This is a genomic window from Alcanivorax jadensis T9 (assembly GCF_000756655.1).
Taxonomy (GTDB): Bacteria; Pseudomonadota; Gammaproteobacteria; order Pseudomonadales; family Alcanivoracaceae; genus Alcanivorax; species Alcanivorax jadensis.
On sequence record NZ_ARXU01000005.1, the window covers coordinates 1 to 19,393 of the forward strand.

Below are 19,393 nucleotides of genomic sequence, written 5' to 3' on the forward strand. Positions count from 1 at the left end.
GCGAATTCACGCCCGGGGCGGGTAACGGGGCCCTTCGCCTTGCGAGCAAGGCTCCAACGATCCGGCCCTCCCCATGCCGAGCGAATCACGAATCCGCCGTTGGAGCTTTGCTTGCAAAGCGAATTCACGCCCGGGGTGGGCAGCGGAGCCTTTCGCCTTGCGAGCAAGGCTCCAACGGTTTCGCGGTGGGGTGGCGCATCGTTTCCGATTAAGTCATGGCATCCTCCTTGCACCTCTGCTATCAAGAACATTCCAAGCCATAGCGCCAGGACGAGGTCACGGATGAAACAGACGCATTACCACACCTGCAATCTCTGCGAAGCCATGTGCGGTATCGAGATCGAGCACCGCGGTGACGAGATTCTGGCCATCCGTGGCGACAAGGACGACCCGTTCAGCAAAGGCCATATCTGCCCCAAGGCCGTGGCCCTGCAGGACCTGCACCACGACCCGGACCGCCTGCGCCACCCGGTGAAGCGTACCGCTGACGGCTGGGTGCCGATCAGCTGGGACGAAGCCTTGGACGAGACCGCCCGGCGCCTGCATAACATTCAGGAAGTCCACGGCAAAGACTCGGTCGCCCTCTATTTCGGCAACCCTACTGCCCACAACCACGGGGCGCTCTTTACCCTGTTGCCCTTCGTCAAAGCCCTGCGCAGCCGTCAGCGCTACAGCGCCACGTCTGCAGATCAGCTTCCCCATATGCTGGCTGCCTGGCAGCTGTTCGGCCACCAGGCCCTGTTTCCCATCCCGGATGTGGACCGCACCGACTACTTCCTGATCATCGGCGGCAATCCGCTCGCGTCCAACGGCTCCATCATGACCGTGCCGGATGTGAAAGGGCGCCTGAAAGCCATCCAGAAACGCGGCGGCAAGGTGGTGGTCATCGACCCGCGCCGTACCGAAACCGCCAAGATGGCCGACGAGCATCACTTCGTGCGCCCCGGCACTGACGTTTACCTGTTGCTGGCCATCGCCCAGGTATTGTTCGAAGAGCTACTGGTGGCGCCGGGCCGGCTGGACGACATCCTCGATGGCAAGAAGGACATGGCCCGCCTGGTCGCCAACTGGAAACCGGAGAAAGTGGCCGAGACCGTGGGCCTGCCCGCCGATGCCATCCGCAAGCTGGCCCGCGACATCGCCGCAGCACCCCGCGCTGCCATCTACTCCCGCGTGGGTGTCACCACCAGCGCGCACAGCACCCTCAGCGCCTGGCTGGTGTATGTGATCAACATCCTCACCGGTAACCTGGACCGGGAAGGCGGCGTCATGTTCACCAAGCCCGCCTTCGATATCGTGGCCCTCGGCGCCCTCAGCGGCGACACCGGCAGCTTCGACCGCTACCGCAGCCGGGTGCACGGCTACCCGGAATTCGGCGGCGAATTCCCGGTGACGACCCTGGCCGACGAAATGCTCACCCCGGGCAAGGGCCAGGTGAAAGCCTTTGTCTCCCATGCCGGCAACCCGGTGTTGTCCTGCCCGGATGGCCAGAAACTGGATCAGGCCCTGAACAACCTGGATTTCATGGTCAGCATCGACTTCTACATCAACGAAACCACCCGCCACGCGGACATCATCCTGCCGCCGACCGGGCAACTGGAGCACGCCCAGTTCGATCCCATCTTCCAGGCGGTGGCCGTGCGCAACGTGGTGAAATTCACCCCGGCCCTGGTCGCCAAGCCTGAAGGCGCGTTACACGATTGGGAGATTCTCAACGGCCTGACCACCCGGCTGAATCGCCTGCGCGCCCGGGACCGCAAAACCCGCCTGCAAATTGCCGCCACCGACCGTTTTGTCCGCAGACTGGGTGACCGCGGGCTAGTGGATCTGGGTCTGCGTCTGGGGCCCTACGGCACCGGCGGCAAGGTGCTGGACGACCTGCGCCGCAACGGATTGCACTCGCTGCCCAAAGTGGCCTGGAAGGTCCTCAGAGGGGAACGTAAGGGGCTGACCCTGAAAAAGCTGTTGGCAGAACCCCATGGCATAGACCTGGGCCCGCTGGAACCCATGCTCCCCGAGCGCCTGTTCACCCGGGATCAGCGCATCAACCTGGTGCCGGCCCTCTATTTCCGCGCCCTGCAAGGGCTGCCGGCGCCCAAACCGGTGGCGCCAGAGCAGATGCTGATGATTGGCCGTCGCCACATCCGCAGCAACAACTCCTGGATGCACAACAGCCAGCGGCTGGTAAAAGGGAAGGGCCGCTGTAACGCCATGATTCACCCGGACGATGCCAAACGGCTGGCCGTGGCAGAGGGTGATGATGTGGTCGTCAGCACCCCGTCCGGCACCATCACCCTGCCAGCCTGGCTTTGCGACGACATCATGCCCGGCGTCATCAGCGTCCCCCACGGCTGGGGCCATGATCGCGAAGGCGTGCAACTGGGTGTCGCCCGCAAGGTGGCAGGGCAGAGCGTCAACGACATCATCGGCAGCAGCCGGGTGGAAGCTGTCACCGCCATGGCCCAGCTCAACGGCATTCCGGTAACCGTGGAACCCGCAAAAGGTGCCAAAAGCCGGAAGAAGGCGGGGTAGTTAAAACGTTTCGCCATGGAAGCATAGTTCCCCCTGGCCGTTGGAGCTTTGCTTGCAAAGCGAAGGGGTTTGGTTTTGGCATGGTGCCAGCTTCTTGCCCTTCGCCTTGCGAGCAAAGCTCCAGCGGCCAGGGTCCGCTAGACCGGTCATCGGTTGGAACAAGCGAAGCGCAGTAACGCCTGAAAGGCGGCCCGAAGGGTGAGCGTAGCGAATAGCGTTGCTCGCAAAGCGAATGACCCCAGCCCCCGGCTCACCCCGTTAAGCAGCCCCCTCAAAAACGCATTCACCTCGCCTTGTCCCACCTTGCGGCAATCTACGCGTAAAGGAGAATCCCAATGCGCCGCATCCTCATCATTGTGAGTCTGATCATGCTGCAAGCCTGCCAAACCCACCCGCAAGACCCCATCCAGATCGCAGACAATCTGAACCTGGATCGTTTCATGGGCGATTGGTATGTGATCGCCAACATCCCCACCTTGCCTGAAAAGGGCGCCTACAATGCGATGGAGAACTACAAACGCATCGGGCCCAACAAGATCGCCACCACTTTCACCTTCCGTAAAGGTGGTTTCGACGGGGAGTTCAAGCGCATGACCCCCACCGGTTTTGTCAGCGATGTGGACCCGGCCATCTGGGGCATGCGTTTTATCTGGCCCTTCAAGGCAGACTTCCGCGTGCTGTATGTGGACGAGGACTACCAGACCACCATTATCGGCCGGGAAAAACGCGACTATCTCTGGATCATGGCCCGCCAGCCGCATCTCAGCGAAGCCACCTACAGCAAACTCAAGAACATCGCCCGCGATCGGGGCTACAAACTGGACGACCTGCAGGAAGTGCCCCAGCAGTGGGATGAATAACCTGCCGAGGTGATTTGCCCACTTCGCCTTTCAGGCCAGGCTCCAACGCCAGTACTGACCCCTCCCTCACCCGTTGGAGCTTTGCTCGCAAAGCGAATTGGCGGGTAACGGAGCCCAACGCTTGCCCTTCGGGCTGGCTTTCAGGCTTTACTGGGAACCGCTTGTTCCAACTGCTCCGTTATCCTCTCCCCCTTGAAATCCATCCCCAACCCTCCATCACTGAACTACCAGACAAGACAAGGAAGGAGCCCCCATGAAAGTCCTGATCGCCGGCGCCAATGGCAAAATCGGTCGCCGCCTGATTCCCCACCTGGTAGCTGACAATATTCAGGTGCGCGCCATGGTCCGTGACCTGAGCCAGAAGGCCGACCTGGAGATGCTGGGCGCCCATGAAGTGGTGAAAGCAGACCTGGAAGGGGATTGCAGCCAGGCCCTGGAAGGCCAGGATGCGGTCATCTTCACCGCCGGTTCGGGCCCCCACACTGGCCCTGAAAAAACCATCGACGTGGACCAGAACGGCGCCATCAGCCTGATCGACCAGGCCAAAGCGCAAGGAGTAGGGCGCTTTATCATGGTCAGCTCCATGCGTGCCGACGACCCGGAGTCCGGCCCGGAAAAAATGCGCCATTACTTCGCGGCCAAGGGCAAGGCTGACGACCACCTGCGCGCCAGTGGGCTCGATTACACTATCGTCCGCCCCGGCCGTCTTACCGAGGAGCCGCCCCTGGAAAAAGTGAAGGTTGCTGAGAAGTTGAAAGATTTTGGCGACATATCCCGGGAAGATGTCGCTAAAGTTCTTTCGGAAACGGTCCGCCGTGCGTTGCGCAAGAAGGAATTTGACGTCATTTCCGGTCCAACCCCAACCCGCGACGCCCTTGATGGGCTCTAAGCTAAAATTCCATCGGCCCCAATCGTAGGAGCTATGCTCGCATGGCGAACTGTTTCTAACCCTTTCGCCATGCGAGCATAGCTCCTACGGTTCCATATCCCGCCCCTGCCTAACGACCAAGCCCCCGTTGGAGCAAGCAAAGCGCAGTAACGCCTGAAAGGCGGGGCGGAGGTTGAGAGCAGCGAATAACGTTGCTCACAAAGCGAACGTCCTGCGGTACGGGGGCATAGCACTTCGCCTTTGCCAGCAAAGCTCCAACGGTTTGGTAAACCTGCCGGGTCGCTTAGCCTGAACCTCCTGCTTTGTCAGACAATGCTCCTGCCCCGGATCAGACACTAAGCTACTATTTGCCGCCTGGCATTAGCCGCAAAGCTCGAATTTCTTGAGCTAGCGTAGTAATCCCTTAGCATTACGGTAAACAAACTGTAAAATGCGGCCTTTTGTCATATAGCTGACAAGACTAAGCACGCATAATGCGCCACTTGTTGTACACCACCAGAAGGATAGGACGTCCTAGTGCGGTTATCTCCCTCCCTAACTCGATGGATCGGAGCCCTGTGTATCGGCTTCAGCGCATCCTCCCAGGCTGCTGCTCCTTGGGTGCAGGCTGGTGATCTGACGGCGCGCCATCATATTGAAGCCCTGCAAAGCCAGGGGTGCCTCAAGGGCATCACCCTGACCTGGCCAATCAGCTGGGCCGCGCTCATGAAAGGCTATCGCCTGGCCTTGGCGGGACAAACCCCCGACCAGGTCAGCGCCTGTAAAAACCAACACTCTGCCTATCTGCAGCAAGCCCTGGAGCAGACCCGCCAGGCTTCTAGCGGCGCGCAATTGACCATTGGCGGCGCAACTCAAGAGCCGCTCTACACCAGTTTCTCCTCCCAGGTAGAAGATGAAGCCACCAGCCAGATCGCCCTCTACAGCATGGGCGAGCACTGGGCGGCAAACCTGGCGGTGGGCTACGTGGATGGCGAGCGTGATGACACCCATCTGCGTTTCGACGACACCTACCTGGCCGGCATCGTCGGCAACTGGCAGCTTGGCGTCGGCGCCATCGACCGCTGGTGGGGCCCGGGCTGGCAGAGCTCCCTGGCCCTGTCCAACAACGCCCGCCCGGTTCCCGGGTTATGGGTTTCACGGCAGGTGCCGTTAGCACCGGAAAGCCCTTGGCTAAGCTGGATCGGGCCTTGGGACCTGCAGGTCATTGCCGGACAACTGGAAAATGACCGCGTTGTGCCGGAAGCTCGCTTGCTCGGCGCTCGTTTCGTCTTCAGCCCGATGGATTCCCTGCAGATTGGTCTGACCCGGCTTGCCCAGTGGGGGGGGGAAGGGCGTCCGCAAGATCTGGATGCTTTAACAAATGCGGTGATTGGCCGTGATAATGGCCAGACGTCAGGCCTTAAGAAAGGCGAGGATCCCAGCAATCAGATTGCCGGTTTTGACTTCCGGCTTTCTCTCACCCCTGGTGATGTGCCTACCGGATTTTATGGTCAGTTCATGGGTGAAGATGAAGCAGGGGGGTTGCCCTCGAAATTCTCCTCACTGGCAGGGCTGGATATGGTTACCGCCTTTGGGAATGGCTCCCAGCGTTTTTTCCTGGAAGCCACGGAAACGGTGGCGGGTAGCTGGCTCAGTGAGCGTCGGCTCAATACTGCACTGGAGCATAGCACTTACCGATCCGGCTTCCGTCACTACGGACGCACGATGACCTCCACCTGGGAGGGCGATGCCCGTGTCGCGACATTAGGCCTACAACAGTTTTTCCGCAACGGTGTCACCGTTGCGCTGAATGTGTCCCGCGCGACGCTGAATCAGAGCGGCATGATACGTGCAGTGGTAGCCGAGGATGGCGCTGCAACCTTGCAGTCTATCCAGGAGCAGGATATCTCTCTCGCTGAAATGCGCCTTCAACACCCTTTTGTAGGTGGAGAGCTGGATTGGCTGTTTTCGGCCTCTGACAAGGCACTTGTAACCACCCTTGAGAAGCAGGATAAATGGACTGTTGGTCTTAAATGGACAAGAAAATTCGAGTGGTAATTGGATAAACTATGAAGGCAAAAATGATTTCTTTGGGCCAACATTTAGCCCTTTTCACTGTTGTCCTATTAGCCGGATGTACCGTAGTACCCGGCTCATATCACTCGCCGACCCCTGGCTGGTTTATTGACGAAACAGAAACGCCTCAAGGAAAGCCGCTACCGGATGTAGTAAAGGTACATGCTATTGGAACGGCTATTCTGGATCAAAAAGCGCTACCTCCCCAGGAAAAACCGGTTCCACAGGAGCTGAACCTTTCCGATAAAGAATACGATTACACCGTGGGGCCGGGGGATGTGTTGCAGATCATCGTCTGGGATCACCCGGAACTGACAATACCCGCAGGGGCCGAACGCAGTTCTGCAGAATCCGGTAACTGGGTTCATAACGACGGGACTATTTTTTACCCCTATGTAGGAATTATAAAGGTTGCAGGCCTAAAGGTTACTGAAATCAGGGATATGGTCACTGACCGCCTTTCCAAGTATATCGAAGACCCGCAAGTGGACGTGTCGGTTGCCGCCTTCAGGCATAAAAAAATATACATCACCGGAGAGGTTGAAGAGCCAGGCCTTTATCCCGTTACCAACGTTCCAACCCGGCTCATTGATGCCATGGGTGAAGCCGGCGGGCTGACCTCCCAAGCCGACTGGAGCAGTGTTGTGCTTACTCGGGGTGGCAAGGACTATCGTCTCTCCCTCAGAGATATCTACCAATTTGGCAATACCGCCCAGAATGTCTTACTGCAGCCTAACGACGTGATCAATGTAAACCCGGTTACGGACGCCAAAGTGTTTGTACTGGGTGAGGTAGGACAAGCTTCCAGCCTGCAAATGGGGCGAAATGGCTTGACCCTTGCCGAAGCACTGGCCGAAAACGGTGGTTTAAACCAGCAGGAGTCCAATGCCTCAGGAGTCTTTGTCTTCCGCAAGGCTCTCCCAGAGTTGGATCATGGCATTGATGTTTACCAGCTAAATGCGAAAGATGCAGCGGCATTGGTGTTGGCAGACAGCTTTGAGCTCCAGGAGCGGGACATTGTCTATGTTACCGCCGCGCCACTCGTTAAATGGAACAGGGTACTTCGCTTGCTGCTACCTTCCATGACGACCTTGCTTCTCGGCGTCAGAGCCGAGGAATCATTGAGCGAATAATGCCCATGTTCGAACGTGTACTTGTGGTTTGCGACGGCAATATCTGTCGCAGCCCCACCGTAGAGGCAATGCTGAAGCGGGAAAAGCCAGGCTTGAAAGTCTCTTCCGCCGGTTTGTTAGGGCTGGAAGGGCATGACATGGAGCCCACCGCCAGAAAAGTGGCACAGCAACATGGGTTGCAATGTGAGCTGCACACGGCAAGAAAGCTGACCGGTGAACTATGTCGCGATAACGATCTTATCCTTGTCATGGAAAGCCACCAGAAAGATCGGTTGAGTCAGCGTTATCCTGAAGCAAGCGGAAAAGTGTTTCTGCTTACTCAGTGGAATGGGAAACATGACATTCCCGATCCTTACAGGCGTGGGCACGAGGCATTTGAAAGAATCTATCCAATGATGGAAGTGGCCACACGAGCCTGGGCTGAAAAGTTATAGAGCAACACCGCACGGCCAGGATGCAGCGTATAACCTGACTGCAAGCGATGGTTTTGTAGGAGCGTCGCTTGAGACGCGAACCCTCGAATGCGGGGCCCAAAGGGCTAGGTTTGAAAGGACAAAAAAACCATCGTCCCTCAAGCGGAACTCCTACAGAGAGCTCCTACGGTACATAAATAACGGATAACCAATGGCAGACAACAGCACCATGACACAGCGACAGCAGGTCAGCCCCGGCGGCGATGAGATCGATTTCGGCTATTTATTTGGCATTCTGCTGGACAACAAATGGTTGATCGTTATCACAGCTCTGTTGGCGCTCGGGTTGGGTGCCCTGTATGGCATGTTTGCGACCCCGATTTACAAGGGGGATACCCTTCTGCAACTGGAAAAGAAAAGCAGTGGCGTACCGGGGTTGTCTGAGCTCAATAACATATTTGCCGAAGAAGCCTCTGCCGCGGCAGAAATTGAAATCCTGCGTTCCCGCATGGTGCTGGGCGAAGTGATCGAACAGCTGAAGATGAACATCCGGGTGTTCCCGGATCGTCCTGCCTATATCGGCCGTTTCATGGGCCCTGACCCGGCCCCCGCGTTTGTGCCCAAACCCTTGTTCGCCGGCTACCGGGATAGTGAAACCTTTGTCACCGTGACCAACTTCATGGTGCCAGAGCGACTGGAAGGCCGAGCGTTTACTTTGCTGGAAGAGAATGGCAAGCCGGCGCTTTATATGGGCCATGATCTTGTTGCCACAGGTTCAGTAGGTGAAACGCTTAAAAGCCAAGATGGCAGCATCCAGCTGGTGTTGAATGAATGGCAATTCGGCAATGAACCACTGACGCTCGTCAAGCTAACTGAAGTGGCCGCCGTCAACGGTTTACGGGGCGCCCTCGCCATTCGCGAAGTGGGCAAGACCGGCTTGCTCAGCCTGACCATGACTGGCCCCAGCAAGGAACGTATCAAAGCCACCCTGGATGCCATTAGTGAAGCCTACTTGCTGCAGAATGTAGAGCGCCGCTCCGCCGAAGCCGAAAACAGCTTGGAGTTCCTCGGCGAGCAGCTGCCCAAGATCAAGGAAAAGCTCACCGAGTTTGAAGAGAAACTCAACGCCTACCGCCTTGAAAGCGAATCGGTGGACCTGAGCCTGGAAACCCAGTCGGTGCTGCAGCAAAGCGTGGATATCGAAGCCAAGATCAACGAGCTAAAGGCGAAAGAGGGGGAGTTGGCAACACGCTTTACCAAGGAGCACCCGGCCTATCAGAGCCTGCTTCGTCAAAAAGCCTCGCTCACCGAAGAGAAACGCTCGCTGGACAAGCAGATCAAATCCTTGCCGGAAACCCAACAGGAAATTCTGCGCCTGATGCGTGATGTGGAAGTTACCCAGCAGATTTATATTGGCCTGCTCAACAAGACTCAGGAGCTGCGCATCCTTAAGGCGGGAACCGTGGGCAGTGTGCGGATTATTGACAAGGCGCTGGTGCAGCCTGGCCCCATCAAGCCAAAGAAAGCCGTTATTGCACTGATTGCGGGTTTCCTTGGCGCCATTGGGTCGGCGGGTATTGTCCTCATGCTGGCCTTGCTGAAAAAAGGCATTGAGTCCCCCGAAAAGCTGGAAGAGCAGGGGGTCTCCGTTTATGCCACCATCCCGCTTTCTGAAAAACAGGTGAAGGCTAACCGGGCAACCGACATGAAGCAGCGGCGCAGCCGCAGGCTAAAGGAAGGCGCGACCCCTATCCCTCTGTTGGCCCAGGATGATCCTACCGATCTGGCCATTGAAGCACTGCGCAGCCTGCGCACCAGTCTGCATTTCGCCATGATGGATGCCGATAACAAGATTCTGATGATCACTGGACCTAGCCCCACAGTGGGTAAGTCGTTTGTGTCTGCGAACCTGGGCGCGGTGCTGGCCCAGACCGGCCAGCGGGTACTGCTGATCGATGCGGACATGCGCAAAGGCCACTTGCACCGCTACTTCCAGTCCGATAACAAAGTCGGGCTGTCCGCCTACCTTGCGGGCCAAAGCAGCAAAGACGACATCATACAGTCATCTGTTATTGCTAATCTGGACTTTATTCCCCGAGGCAAGGCGCCGCCGAACCCGTCCGAACTGCTGATGCACGAGCGTTTCAAATCCCTGATGGGTTCACTCAGTGATGAATACGACCTGATCCTGGTGGATACCCCACCGATTTTGGCGGTCACCGATGCGGCCATCGTCGGGCAATTGGCCGGCAGCAGCCTGCTGGTTACCCGTTTTGGTCTTAACTCGGTGAAAGAGGTGGATGCTGCATTAACACGATTCGCTCAGAACAAAGTGGAAATCAAAGGCGCCATTCTCAATTGCATGGAGCGCCGTGCCACCAACGAATACGGCTACTACGCCTACGAGTACGGCAAGAGTTCAGATTAGATTGAAACCGCTGTAGGAGCGCCGTTGGAGGGGCGAACCGCTGGACGGTGCAAAAGGACAACGGGTTACCCCAATTGAGGGGTGCGGCCTGAAAGTCTGCAGCATAAAATTCAATCGCCCAAAGGGCTGAGCGAAGAAGTGCTTTTACTGTAGGAGTTCCTCTCGAGGGACGAACCGCCGCAGGCGGAGCCCGAAGGGCCGTGTTTTGAATCCCAAGTAGGGCAAAGGCAAAACCCTTCGTCCGTAAAACGGGAGTCCTGCAAGGCTTCTATGTAGGAGCTTGCCTGCAAGCGAAAAAGTCAATTGCCTGCAGGCGGACTCCTACGGCAACAAACAACAGCACCACGGCCGAACACAAACTGGCAAAACACGCCGGAGTAGAGAAACCAAATGGAACTGGAACAGATCAAACTGGCCGTCATCGGCCTGGGCTACGTCGGCCTCCCGCTGGCTGTCGAATTCGGCAAACACCGCCCTGTGATGGGTTTCGACATAAACCAGCCCCGCATCGATGCCCTCAACGCTGGCCGCGATGCCACCTTGGAAGTAGACGATGCCGAACTGGCCAGCGCCACCCTGTTGACATTCAGTGCCGACCCTGAGGCCCTGAACGACTGCAACGTCTACATCGTCACTGTGCCCACGCCTATCGATGAGCACAAACGCCCAGACCTGACGCCGCTGATCAAGGCCTCCGAAACTATCGGCAAGACCCTGAAGAAAGGCGATATCGTTATCTACGAATCCACCGTCTACCCCGGTGCTACCGAGGAAGATTGTGTGCCTGTGCTGGAACAGGTGTCCGGCCTTGTCTACAACAAAGACTTCTTTGCAGGCTACAGCCCAGAGCGGATCAACCCGGGCGACAAAGAACATCGCGTTACCACTATTACCAAGGTCACATCAGGCTCCACCCCGGCCATCGCAGAAACCGTAGACAGTCTCTACCGATCCATCATCACTGCCGGCACCCACAAGACCTCCAGTATCCGCGTTGCGGAAGCCGCAAAGGTGATCGAAAACACCCAGCGTGACCTGAACATTGCGCTAGTAAACGAGCTTTCCATGATCTTCAGCCGCATGGGCATCGACACCGAAGCAGTCTTGCAAGCTGCCGGCACCAAATGGAACTTCCTGCCGTTCCGGCCCGGCCTGGTGGGAGGGCACTGCATCGGCGTAGACCCCTACTACCTTACCCACAAGGCCCAGGCCATCGGCTACCACCCGGAAATCATCCTCTCGGGCCGCCGCATCAACGACGGCATGGGCCGCCACGTGGCCAGCGAACTGGTAAAGGCCATGCTCAACCGCTGCATCCAGGTGAATGGGGCCCGGGTGCTGGTCATGGGCCTTACCTTCAAGGAAAACTGCCCGGACCTGCGTAACACCCGTGTGGTGGATGTGGTGAGAGAACTGCAGGAGTACAACATTAAAGTGGATGTCCACGACCCCTGGATCAATCCGGCAGAATCTGAACATGAATACGGCATCACCCCAGTAGCAAGACCAGAGCAGGGTGCCTACGACGCCATCCTCCTGGCCGTAGGTCACAACCAGTTCAAAGCCATGGGCGCACAGGATATCCGCGGCTACGGCAAACCCGAACACATCCTCTACGACCTGAAATACATCCTCCCCAAGGAAGAGGTGGACCTCAGGCTGTAGGAGCCGGTCTGCAGGCGGTGCTTTAGAAAGACCAGAGCAAAGCGAATAACGTCGCTTGAGACGCGAGACGCCGAAGGCGGAGGCCCGAAGGGGTATGCCTTCACCCGCAACAGCGGGAACGGCAAAACTTTTCGTCCCTCAAGCGGAACTCCTACAAAGGAAAAACACCGCAGCGATTTTGTAGGAGCACCTCTCGAGGTGCGAACAAACACGGACAACGGAATCACCATGACAACCCGCTACCAACAGATCCAGCAAGACCTAACAGCCAATCCCAAAACCTGGCTGATCACCGGCGTGGCCGGCTTCATCGGCTCCAACCTGCTGGAAACCCTGCTGGGCCTTAACCAGACTGTCATCGGCCTGGACAACTTCGCCACCGGCCACCAGCACAACCTGGACGAAGTTCAGCACACCGTCACCGCCGACCAATGGGCCAATTTTACCTTTATCGAAGGCGACATCCGCAACCTGGAAGACTGCAAGCAAGCCGTCAGAGGGGTGGACTACGTACTCCACCAGGCGGCCTTGGGCTCTGTACCCCGTTCCATCAATGACCCGATCACCACCAACCAGGCAAACATCGACGGTTTCCTGAATATGTTGGTGGCAGGCAAGGATGAAGGCGTCGCCAGCTTCACCTACGCCGCCTCAAGCTCTACCTACGGCGACCACCCGGGCCTGCCCAAAATCGAAGACCGCATCGGCAAGCCGTTGTCTCCTTATGCCGTCACCAAATACGTCAACGAACTCTACGCCGACGTCTTCGCCCGTACCTACGACTTCAAAACCATCGGCCTGCGCTATTTCAATGTCTTCGGCAAACGCCAAGATCCAGGCGGACCGTATGCTGCTGTTATACCCAAATGGTTGGCGTCGATGGTTGCCTCTGAGTCAGTGTTTATTAACGGTGATGGGAAAACAAGTCGAGATTTTTGTTATATAGATAATGCTGTCCAAGCTAATGTTTTGGCGGCTACAGCGTCAGACATTTCAGTAGGTGAAATTTATAATGTTGCTGTAGGTGACAGAACTGATTTGAACTCTCTTTTTGCTACACTGAAAGACACTATTAAAAATTACGGGATTAATTATGAGCTTGAAGTTGAATATCGAGATTTTCGGGACGGTGACGTAAGGCACTCGCAAGCATCGATTAATAAGGCGAAAACCCTGCTTGGCTATGACCCTGCTTTCAATATTGCTCAGGGGATTGAAGCAGTTGTTGATTGGTACTTCAGCTCTTTGATGCGATAAAGGTTGATGGTTTTTGGAGGTTTGGACTTTGTTTTTCAATATTAGATATTTATACAGTACGCTTGCTCCTAGGAGACGCTATCAGCTGATATTATTGCTTCTTCTTATGCTTATAGCATCTGCAGCTGAAGTGGTCACGTTAGGTTCTGTGGTGCCGTTTGTTACGATTTTTATCGGGGATGGACTTCCTGATAATCAGCTATTAAGGGGCATGGTTGGCATCGCTAGTGTTGTTGTTGATGGCGAGCTATTGGCTGTATGTGTGCTCTTTGTTTTCGCTGTTCTGTTTGCAGCTAGTATTCGAATTTTGATGCTTTATTGTTCGTCACGGATAAGCGCGGGTATAGGCCATGAACTAGGTTCTGAGGTTTATCGGCGCAGTTTGATGCAGCCTTATTTGGTACATGTTACACGTAATAGCACTGAAGTATCGGGCAGTTTGCCCAAAATTGATGCTATTACTGGCCTGATGATGCAGATGTTGGGGGTAGTGAGCTCGTTACTTCTCGCTATTAGCTTGGTCATTACATTGTTAGCGCTAACAGGATTGGCTTTTCTTTCTATTCTTGGTTTCCTAGGTGCAGCATATTTACTAGTATCTACATTAACCAAACGACGGCTAAATAATAATAGTCGGATTATTAGCGAAATGCTAAACACTCGGTTGCAAATGGTTATCGAGGGCATGGCTTCGATTCGGGATGTTCTTCTAGATAAGGTGCAACACATTTATTTGGTACGTTTTCAGTCAAAAGATCTTCCTTTACGAAAAGCTCAAGCAAACAATGCATTTCTTGACCACGCCCCAAAATTTGTGGTTGAAGCTTTGGGTATTATATTATTGGTTTGTGTGGCTTATTACTTAAACACTAGTCAATCTGAAGGTGAATCTGTACTTGCCAAAATGGCGACTTTAGCTGTAGGTGCGCAGCGGTTATTACCGCTAATGCAGCAAATTTATCTTGGGTGGTCCAAATTGTCCGGTAGCAGCCAAGTATTAGCTGATGTCGCTATTTTGCGCCGACAGAAAGTAAAAGAGGAAGATCATAGCAATATGTCGTTGAGTTTTGTTGACGAGCTTTGCTTTGAATCTGTGTCCTTTGCGTATCACCCAGACAGTGAAGAAGTTCTGCATGATGTGTCTTTCAGCATTCCAAAGGGTAGTTGTGTTGGTGTGATTGGGCGTACCGGTAGCGGCAAGAGCACGCTTGTTGATTTAATGATGGGGCTGCTTCCTGCCACAGCAGGAATGATTAAGGTTGACGGGCAGGAACTGACGATTAGATCTATGTCTGCTTGGCAGGATTTAATCGCGCATGTACCCCAAAATGTTTATCTGACAGATGCATCAATAGCAGAAAATATTGCTGTTGGCGTTGAGTTGGAAGATATCGACTTTCAGCGTGTCGAGCATGCCGCAAAACTAGCTCAAATAGCAGATTATATTACAGCCCTTCCAAATGGATATATGAGTGTTGTCGGTGAGGGTGGTGGTTATCTCTCTGGTGGTCAGCGTCAACGAATCGGTTTAGCCAGAGCTTTCTATCGAGATGCCCCTGTGATTATTCTGGATGAAGCAACTAGTGCTCTTGATGAGGAAACAGAGCAGGCTGTGATGGCATCAATTAATGGTGCGGCTGGTGATAAAACGATTGTGATTATTGCTCATCGCTTATCGACACTTGAGCGCTGCGATATTACTTTGCGTGTACATGATGGTTTTGTGGAGGATGTATGAATGACATGCAAAAATGATATGGTGACAGTATTTCACCATATACCTAAAACTGCTGGCACAACTTTGCTTGATATCGTACCTAAAATTTACGGCACTAATCGCTGTTATGTAATTGATGGAATCGAAACCGATTATGACGTAGCGCAGTTTCGTAAAATGTCGGATTTAGAAAAAAATAGATACCCTGTTATTATTGGTCATCAGGCTATTATGCTCTATAGAGACATTCCAGAAAAAAAGCGTGTTGTAACTTTTTTTCGTGATCCATATAAGCAATTCGTATCAAATTATTATTACTTGCGGAAGGCAAGGCATAACCTGAAACATCATCATCGAGTTAAAAATCTAAGCTTGGCAGATTTTCTAGATTATTGTATCGATAATAATTTAGATAACCCCCAGGCTAAGGTGCTCTTTTCAGCGCACTATGAAGATGTTACTGATATTGAAGAGATAAGGCGGGGCGGCTTGCAGGGGCTGGAAAAAATTGATTACCCATGTTTAACAGAGTATTTCGATCTTTCTTTAATGTTGCTGCGCCGTGAGTTAGGTTGGAAGTCTTGGCCACATTATCTTAGAAAAAATGAATCAGACAAAAGTGGATATTTCTTTAATCAAGATCTTTTTGATAAACATAGAGCTCATAATGAAATTGATTACTTGGTATACGAGAAAGCGGTCGAAAAATTTTGGAGCTTGGTGACCGAAGAAGATCGAATTTCATTAAATGCTTTTAATCGACGTAATGCTGTATACAAATATCTAAAGAAATTTCGTATAGCGTGAGCCTATGTCACTCTCTGATGATGAAAAAATTATTTGGACTTTGTGGTTTCAGGGCGAAGCAGCTGCACCTGAGATTGTGACTCGTTGTATAAATACCTGGCGTGAAAAGAACCCGGATTTCAAGCTGGTTTTCTTGAGTGAGGGTAATATTTTTGATTATATAGATCGCTCTGAATTTAACTGCATGAAGTTTGATGATTTGGCATATCCGCCTAGGTCAGATTTGCTTCGTCTATATTTGCTAAGCCGATTTGGTGGGGTTTGGGTGGATCCAACTAGTATATGTGTATTGCCACTTTCTAGTTGGCTTAACTTGGATGGAGCTAAATTTTTTGCTTTTGAAAATCCTGGCCATGATCGCCCTATTGCAAATTGGTTTATGGCTAGTAAAAAGGGTGGGTATATAGCAGTAGAATTTTACAAGGCATTTAAGAGCTATTGGTCCGGTAAGGAGTTGTATAGTTTGGTCAATGATGGGTCTTGGTTGAATCGCTATGGTAGTCATCCGGCACTGCAATGGATTTGGTTTTCATTGTTGGGGCGATTATTTCGTGTTTACCCATACTTCATTAACCACTACCACTTTGAACGTTTGCTAAAAAAGGATATGGTTTTTTCATCATATTGGAAGCAAAGAAAAAAAATTTCTGCAAAGCCTAGTAATACACCTGCCTCACAAGGAATGGCTGAACCAATTTCAGCTGCACTTAAAGCGATGATTCTCGCTGAATGTCCACCAGTATTAAAGATGTCTTGGAAAGGCGTTGATTCATCTGTTATTTCTGACAGTGAAACAGTTGCAGGGTATGTTTTGTCTAAGCTAGCAGGGGAGGCGGAATGAAACCGCCTGTTATTGTTTTGGGGATGCATCGATCTGGTACTTCTTTGTTTTCCCGGTGGCTATCATTCTCAGGTTTGCACTTAGGTGATCGCTTATATGGGGCGAGCTCATTTAACCCCTATGGGTATTATGAAGATTGCGATTTTATAGAACTGCATAAATCACTGCTCAAATCCAAGGGTGGATGCGAAAGCGGGCACGAGCAACCTTTGGGTTCATTGGCGCTTCGCGATAGTGATATTGAGCAGGTAAATATACTTATCAAGCGAAAAGAAAGTGATTTTTTGTGGGGTTGGAAGGAGCCAAGAACATGCCTTTTGCTGCCTTTATATAGAAGGCAATGCCCTGCAGCCAGGTATATCGTCGTCGTGCGCGAATATGAATCAATAATTGCATCCTTGGTGAAACGCGAGCGCGCCAAGCAGTCTCTTTTTTGGGGTTTGTTTTGTCGTCTTGGTATTGAAGATTTACTGGTTAAGTACTATCAATGGCGATTTAACAATTACTATGCGGGGATTGTGGATCATTATTTTTCTTGTCTTTTGTCGCATTGCGATAAAGTTAGAGAAAATACAATTATTATAAATCTTGATGATTTGTTGGTGTCTCCGCTTAATGTGAAGCGACGTTTGGCGGATTTCTTGCCGGGATTGAATTTAGTGGATTTTGAAGAGGTTTATGATGGTTCAGTCATGAGTAAACAAGAAAAAATTAATTTTCTCAGGCCGAATGTTAGAACTGGATTGGACGAAAAGTATAGGGCTTTAATTAAATTGAGTGTGTCGCATGGCTGAGATTGCTTTTGTCCTTGAATCTTTTCCGCAACTTTCTGAAACCTTTGTTTTAGATCAAATGCGATCTCTTGCTTCTGATGGGCATAAAGTTCATGTTGTTGCTGATCAATTAAATGATCTTAATGAGAATGTTTTCGGTGATTTATCTTTTATCACTAGTTTAAATAATCGATGGAAAATGCAGAACTTAATTTCTGGTTTACTTGGTCATTTTCCTTGGTTCATATCATCACGGTTAAAAGTTTTTTTTGATGTTATATCAGATGGTCAGCTACGAAAATACGATCTCCTTGTAGCTCATTTTGGCTTGAATGGAGCTCGTTTGGCAAAAAGTCGGTCATTTCGGAGATTTGGAGCTCCAATAATTTGTATATTTCATGGTTACGATGTAGGTATACCATTTTTCGAAGGTAAGCTTAATTTTTATAAGTGTCTGTTTAAAGAGGCAAGGCTTTTGCTCTGTGTGAATGAATGGTTTTGCGATGTTTTATCAGATGCAGGCGCGAGCTCGGTAAAGTTAAAGGTTCATCGAATGGGAGTGAATGTTGGAAGGATAGAGTATAGAGAAAGAGAGCAGAATCGGCTCGATATTCTCAGTGTTTGTAGGCTGGTAGAGAAGAAAGGTATAAGCGTTGCATTGAAAGCAGTGTCATTGCTTGTAGAGGACCGACCAGATATTTGCATAAGGTTTAGGATAGTAGGAGATGGCCCATTAAGGGACATGTTAAAGCAACAAGCTCATGAGCTTGGGATTGCCGCCTATGTGGAATTCCTTGGCGCTTTACCTCACGCCAAAGTTCAAAACCTCCTCTATGGATCAAATGTTTTTATACTGCCAAGCGTAACGGCAAGCAACGGCGATGTAGAAGGTGTTCCTGTATCGCTAATGGAGGCAATGGCCAGCGGTGCGGCGGTTGTTAGTAGTCGGCACTCAGGTATCCCTGAGCTGATCACCCATGGTGTTAGCGGTCTACTTGCTAATGAATTTGATGTCCAAGGTTTTGCCAGTGCTCTTGAGGAGTTGCACGACAAACCTGATCTGACATCAAGTTTAGCATTGCAAGGTCGAGCAAAGGTCGAAACAGACTTTAATGCTGAAAAGCTTCGACAGTCATTTTTAAATTATATCGGTAACTGTTTGAGTTGATTTGGGATTTATTGCAATGACTAAGCGTTATATCTTTTCTATAGCAAATAACGGTCACGATAGAGAAGACTGGGTTCATTTTAGCAACCGGTCCAAAATTATGGCGGCAGAGAAGTGGGGCGCAGAGTATATTTTGCATACCGATGTCTTGGGTCTTGTAAAGGCTCACTTAAAGTCCAAGAGCGGTTATTTTGAAAAGTTTGAAATGTTGCGGATGTGTGACGGAGACGTTTTTTTTACTGACACTGATGTGGTTATTTCGGCAAATTGCCCAAACCCATTTGAGACATTAGCCAATGACTGTCTTCATGCATCCTGGGAATCTGAAGTCTTGGTGAAATCCAGATACTATGAGGAACTTTGGCCACAAACTCTCGCGCGCTATCTCTCACTGAATAACAATTTCTGGCCAACAGTAGACGGAACAGACTGCCCAGTTTTTTTCAATTCCGGTGTTTTGTATATACCTGATAATGTGCGTCGGGTGATCCTTGCCAATTTAGATTCTATACAGAATTTTATTGATCGCCAGCGCGATAACGGTTTTTTACAGTTTGCTGATCAGGAAATTTTTAATGTATTTGCAAATAAATTTTCTGAGCAAGGGTTGTTTGGTTTGTCCCGTTTGGGTTCTGAGTGGAATGTACAGGTGTCTTTAGAGTGGAAAGCATTGCGGGGAAAGTACTTCTGGGAGCGCTTTAGGAAATTTAGGTATTGGCGAAATCAAGCTTACTGGTGTTCAGATGCACGGCTAAGTGAAGAGGCTTATTGTATTCATTATACAGGTAAGTCCCGTGGGCAGCTTATCCCGGAATGGCAAGCAGTTCATGAGCCTCGATGGGAAATGAAATAATC

General features: G+C 51.9%; 15 protein-coding genes. All 15 read left to right on the forward strand.

The window, feature by feature from the left end; all coding sequences use genetic code 11:
• The first annotated feature begins 282 nt into the window (after positions 1-282).
• The 15 genes from T9A_RS08175 to T9A_RS08235 all read left to right on the forward strand — a co-directional run bounded on the left by T9A_RS08175 (position 283) and on the right by T9A_RS08235 (position 19,391).
• Positions 283-2,532: a molybdopterin-dependent oxidoreductase gene (locus tag T9A_RS08175; protein ID WP_035246935.1), complete on the forward strand. Its 2,250-nt coding sequence runs from the start codon at positions 283-285 to the stop codon at positions 2,530-2,532.
• Between the two features lie 335 nt (positions 2,533-2,867).
• Positions 2,868-3,392: a lipocalin family protein gene (locus tag T9A_RS08180; RefSeq protein ID WP_035246937.1), complete on the forward strand. Its 525-nt coding sequence runs from the start codon at positions 2,868-2,870 to the stop codon at positions 3,390-3,392.
• A 253-nt stretch (positions 3,393-3,645) separates the two neighbouring features.
• Positions 3,646-4,281, forward strand: coding sequence for an SDR family oxidoreductase (locus T9A_RS08185; protein ID WP_035246939.1), 636 nt, complete (start codon positions 3,646-3,648; stop codon positions 4,279-4,281).
• Between the two features lie 516 nt (positions 4,282-4,797).
• On the forward strand, positions 4,798-6,318 hold the full coding sequence (locus T9A_RS08190; RefSeq protein WP_232222045.1) for a capsule assembly Wzi family protein: 1,521 nt from the start codon (positions 4,798-4,800) through the stop codon (positions 6,316-6,318).
• Between the two features lie 11 nt (positions 6,319-6,329).
• The gene (locus tag T9A_RS08195) at positions 6,330-7,469 is read left to right on the forward strand and encodes a polysaccharide export protein (RefSeq protein WP_232222046.1); all 1,140 of its coding nucleotides are present in this window, start codon (positions 6,330-6,332) and stop codon (positions 7,467-7,469) included.
• A gap of 5 nt (positions 7,470-7,474) precedes the next feature.
• Positions 7,475-7,903: a low molecular weight protein-tyrosine-phosphatase gene (locus tag T9A_RS08200; RefSeq protein WP_035247397.1), complete on the forward strand. Its 429-nt coding sequence runs from the start codon at positions 7,475-7,477 to the stop codon at positions 7,901-7,903.
• 190 nt (positions 7,904-8,093) lie between these two features.
• Complete coding sequence (locus T9A_RS08205) at positions 8,094-10,310, forward strand: polysaccharide biosynthesis tyrosine autokinase (RefSeq protein ID WP_052042657.1); 2,217 nt, start codon at positions 8,094-8,096, stop codon at positions 10,308-10,310.
• A 390-nt stretch (positions 10,311-10,700) separates the two neighbouring features.
• Complete coding sequence (gene tviB, locus T9A_RS08210; RefSeq protein ID WP_035246941.1) at positions 10,701-11,975, forward strand: Vi polysaccharide biosynthesis UDP-N-acetylglucosamine C-6 dehydrogenase TviB; 1,275 nt, start codon at positions 10,701-10,703, stop codon at positions 11,973-11,975.
• A gap of 228 nt (positions 11,976-12,203) precedes the next feature.
• Positions 12,204-13,232, forward strand: a complete 1,029-nt coding sequence (locus T9A_RS08215) for an NAD-dependent epimerase/dehydratase family protein (protein WP_035246944.1) — start codon at positions 12,204-12,206, stop codon at positions 13,230-13,232.
• 28 nt (positions 13,233-13,260) lie between these two features.
• Entirely contained in the window at positions 13,261-14,970 is a 1,710-nt protein-coding gene (locus T9A_RS08220) for an ABC transporter ATP-binding protein (RefSeq protein ID WP_035247404.1), read from the forward strand.
• A complete protein-coding gene (locus T9A_RS08225) occupies positions 14,971-15,756 on the forward strand; it encodes a sulfotransferase family protein (protein WP_035246946.1) in 786 nt (261 codons plus the stop codon).
• 4 nt (positions 15,757-15,760) lie between these two features.
• A complete protein-coding gene (locus T9A_RS16845) occupies positions 15,761-16,597 on the forward strand; it encodes a capsular polysaccharide synthesis protein (protein WP_084573440.1) in 837 nt (278 codons plus the stop codon).
• A complete protein-coding gene (locus T9A_RS17070) occupies positions 16,594-17,391 on the forward strand; it encodes a sulfotransferase family protein (RefSeq protein WP_156964867.1) in 798 nt (265 codons plus the stop codon). The genes T9A_RS16845 and T9A_RS17070 overlap by 4 nt, the downstream gene beginning before the upstream one ends.
• Positions 17,384-18,538, forward strand: a complete 1,155-nt coding sequence (locus T9A_RS16850) for a glycosyltransferase (protein ID WP_084573441.1) — start codon at positions 17,384-17,386, stop codon at positions 18,536-18,538. The genes T9A_RS17070 and T9A_RS16850 overlap by 8 nt, the downstream gene beginning before the upstream one ends.
• A gap of 16 nt (positions 18,539-18,554) precedes the next feature.
• A complete protein-coding gene (locus T9A_RS08235; protein ID WP_035246949.1) occupies positions 18,555-19,391 on the forward strand; it encodes a glycosyltransferase family protein in 837 nt (278 codons plus the stop codon).
• Positions 19,392-19,393 lie beyond the last annotated feature (2 nt).

Excerpts from the sequence above, each read along its gene's own strand:
- T9A_RS08205 (WP_052042657.1), top strand. The coding sequence starts at position 8,094 with ATGGCAGACAACAGCACCATGACACAGCGACAGCAGGTCAGCCCCGGC.
- tviB (WP_035246941.1), top strand. The coding sequence starts at position 10,701 with ATGGAACTGGAACAGATCAAACTGGCCGTCATCGGCCTGGGCTACGTC.
- T9A_RS16850 (WP_084573441.1), top strand. The coding sequence starts at position 17,384 with ATGGCTGAGATTGCTTTTGTCCTTGAATCTTTTCCGCAACTTTCTGAA.
- T9A_RS08225 (WP_035246946.1), top strand. The coding sequence starts at position 14,971 with ATGACATGCAAAAATGATATGGTGACAGTATTTCACCATATACCTAAA.
- T9A_RS16845 (WP_084573440.1), top strand. The coding sequence starts at position 15,761 with ATGTCACTCTCTGATGATGAAAAAATTATTTGGACTTTGTGGTTTCAG.
- T9A_RS08185 (WP_035246939.1), top strand. The coding sequence starts at position 3,646 with ATGAAAGTCCTGATCGCCGGCGCCAATGGCAAAATCGGTCGCCGCCTG.
- T9A_RS08175 (WP_035246935.1), top strand. The coding sequence starts at position 283 with ATGAAACAGACGCATTACCACACCTGCAATCTCTGCGAAGCCATGTGC.
- T9A_RS08180 (WP_035246937.1), top strand. The coding sequence starts at position 2,868 with ATGCGCCGCATCCTCATCATTGTGAGTCTGATCATGCTGCAAGCCTGC.
- T9A_RS08215 (WP_035246944.1), top strand. The coding sequence starts at position 12,204 with ATGACAACCCGCTACCAACAGATCCAGCAAGACCTAACAGCCAATCCC.
- T9A_RS17070 (WP_156964867.1), top strand. The coding sequence starts at position 16,594 with ATGAAACCGCCTGTTATTGTTTTGGGGATGCATCGATCTGGTACTTCT.
- T9A_RS08235 (WP_035246949.1), top strand. The coding sequence starts at position 18,555 with ATGACTAAGCGTTATATCTTTTCTATAGCAAATAACGGTCACGATAGA.
- T9A_RS08200 (WP_035247397.1), top strand. The coding sequence starts at position 7,475 with ATGTTCGAACGTGTACTTGTGGTTTGCGACGGCAATATCTGTCGCAGC.
- T9A_RS08195 (WP_232222046.1), top strand. The coding sequence starts at position 6,330 with ATGAAGGCAAAAATGATTTCTTTGGGCCAACATTTAGCCCTTTTCACT.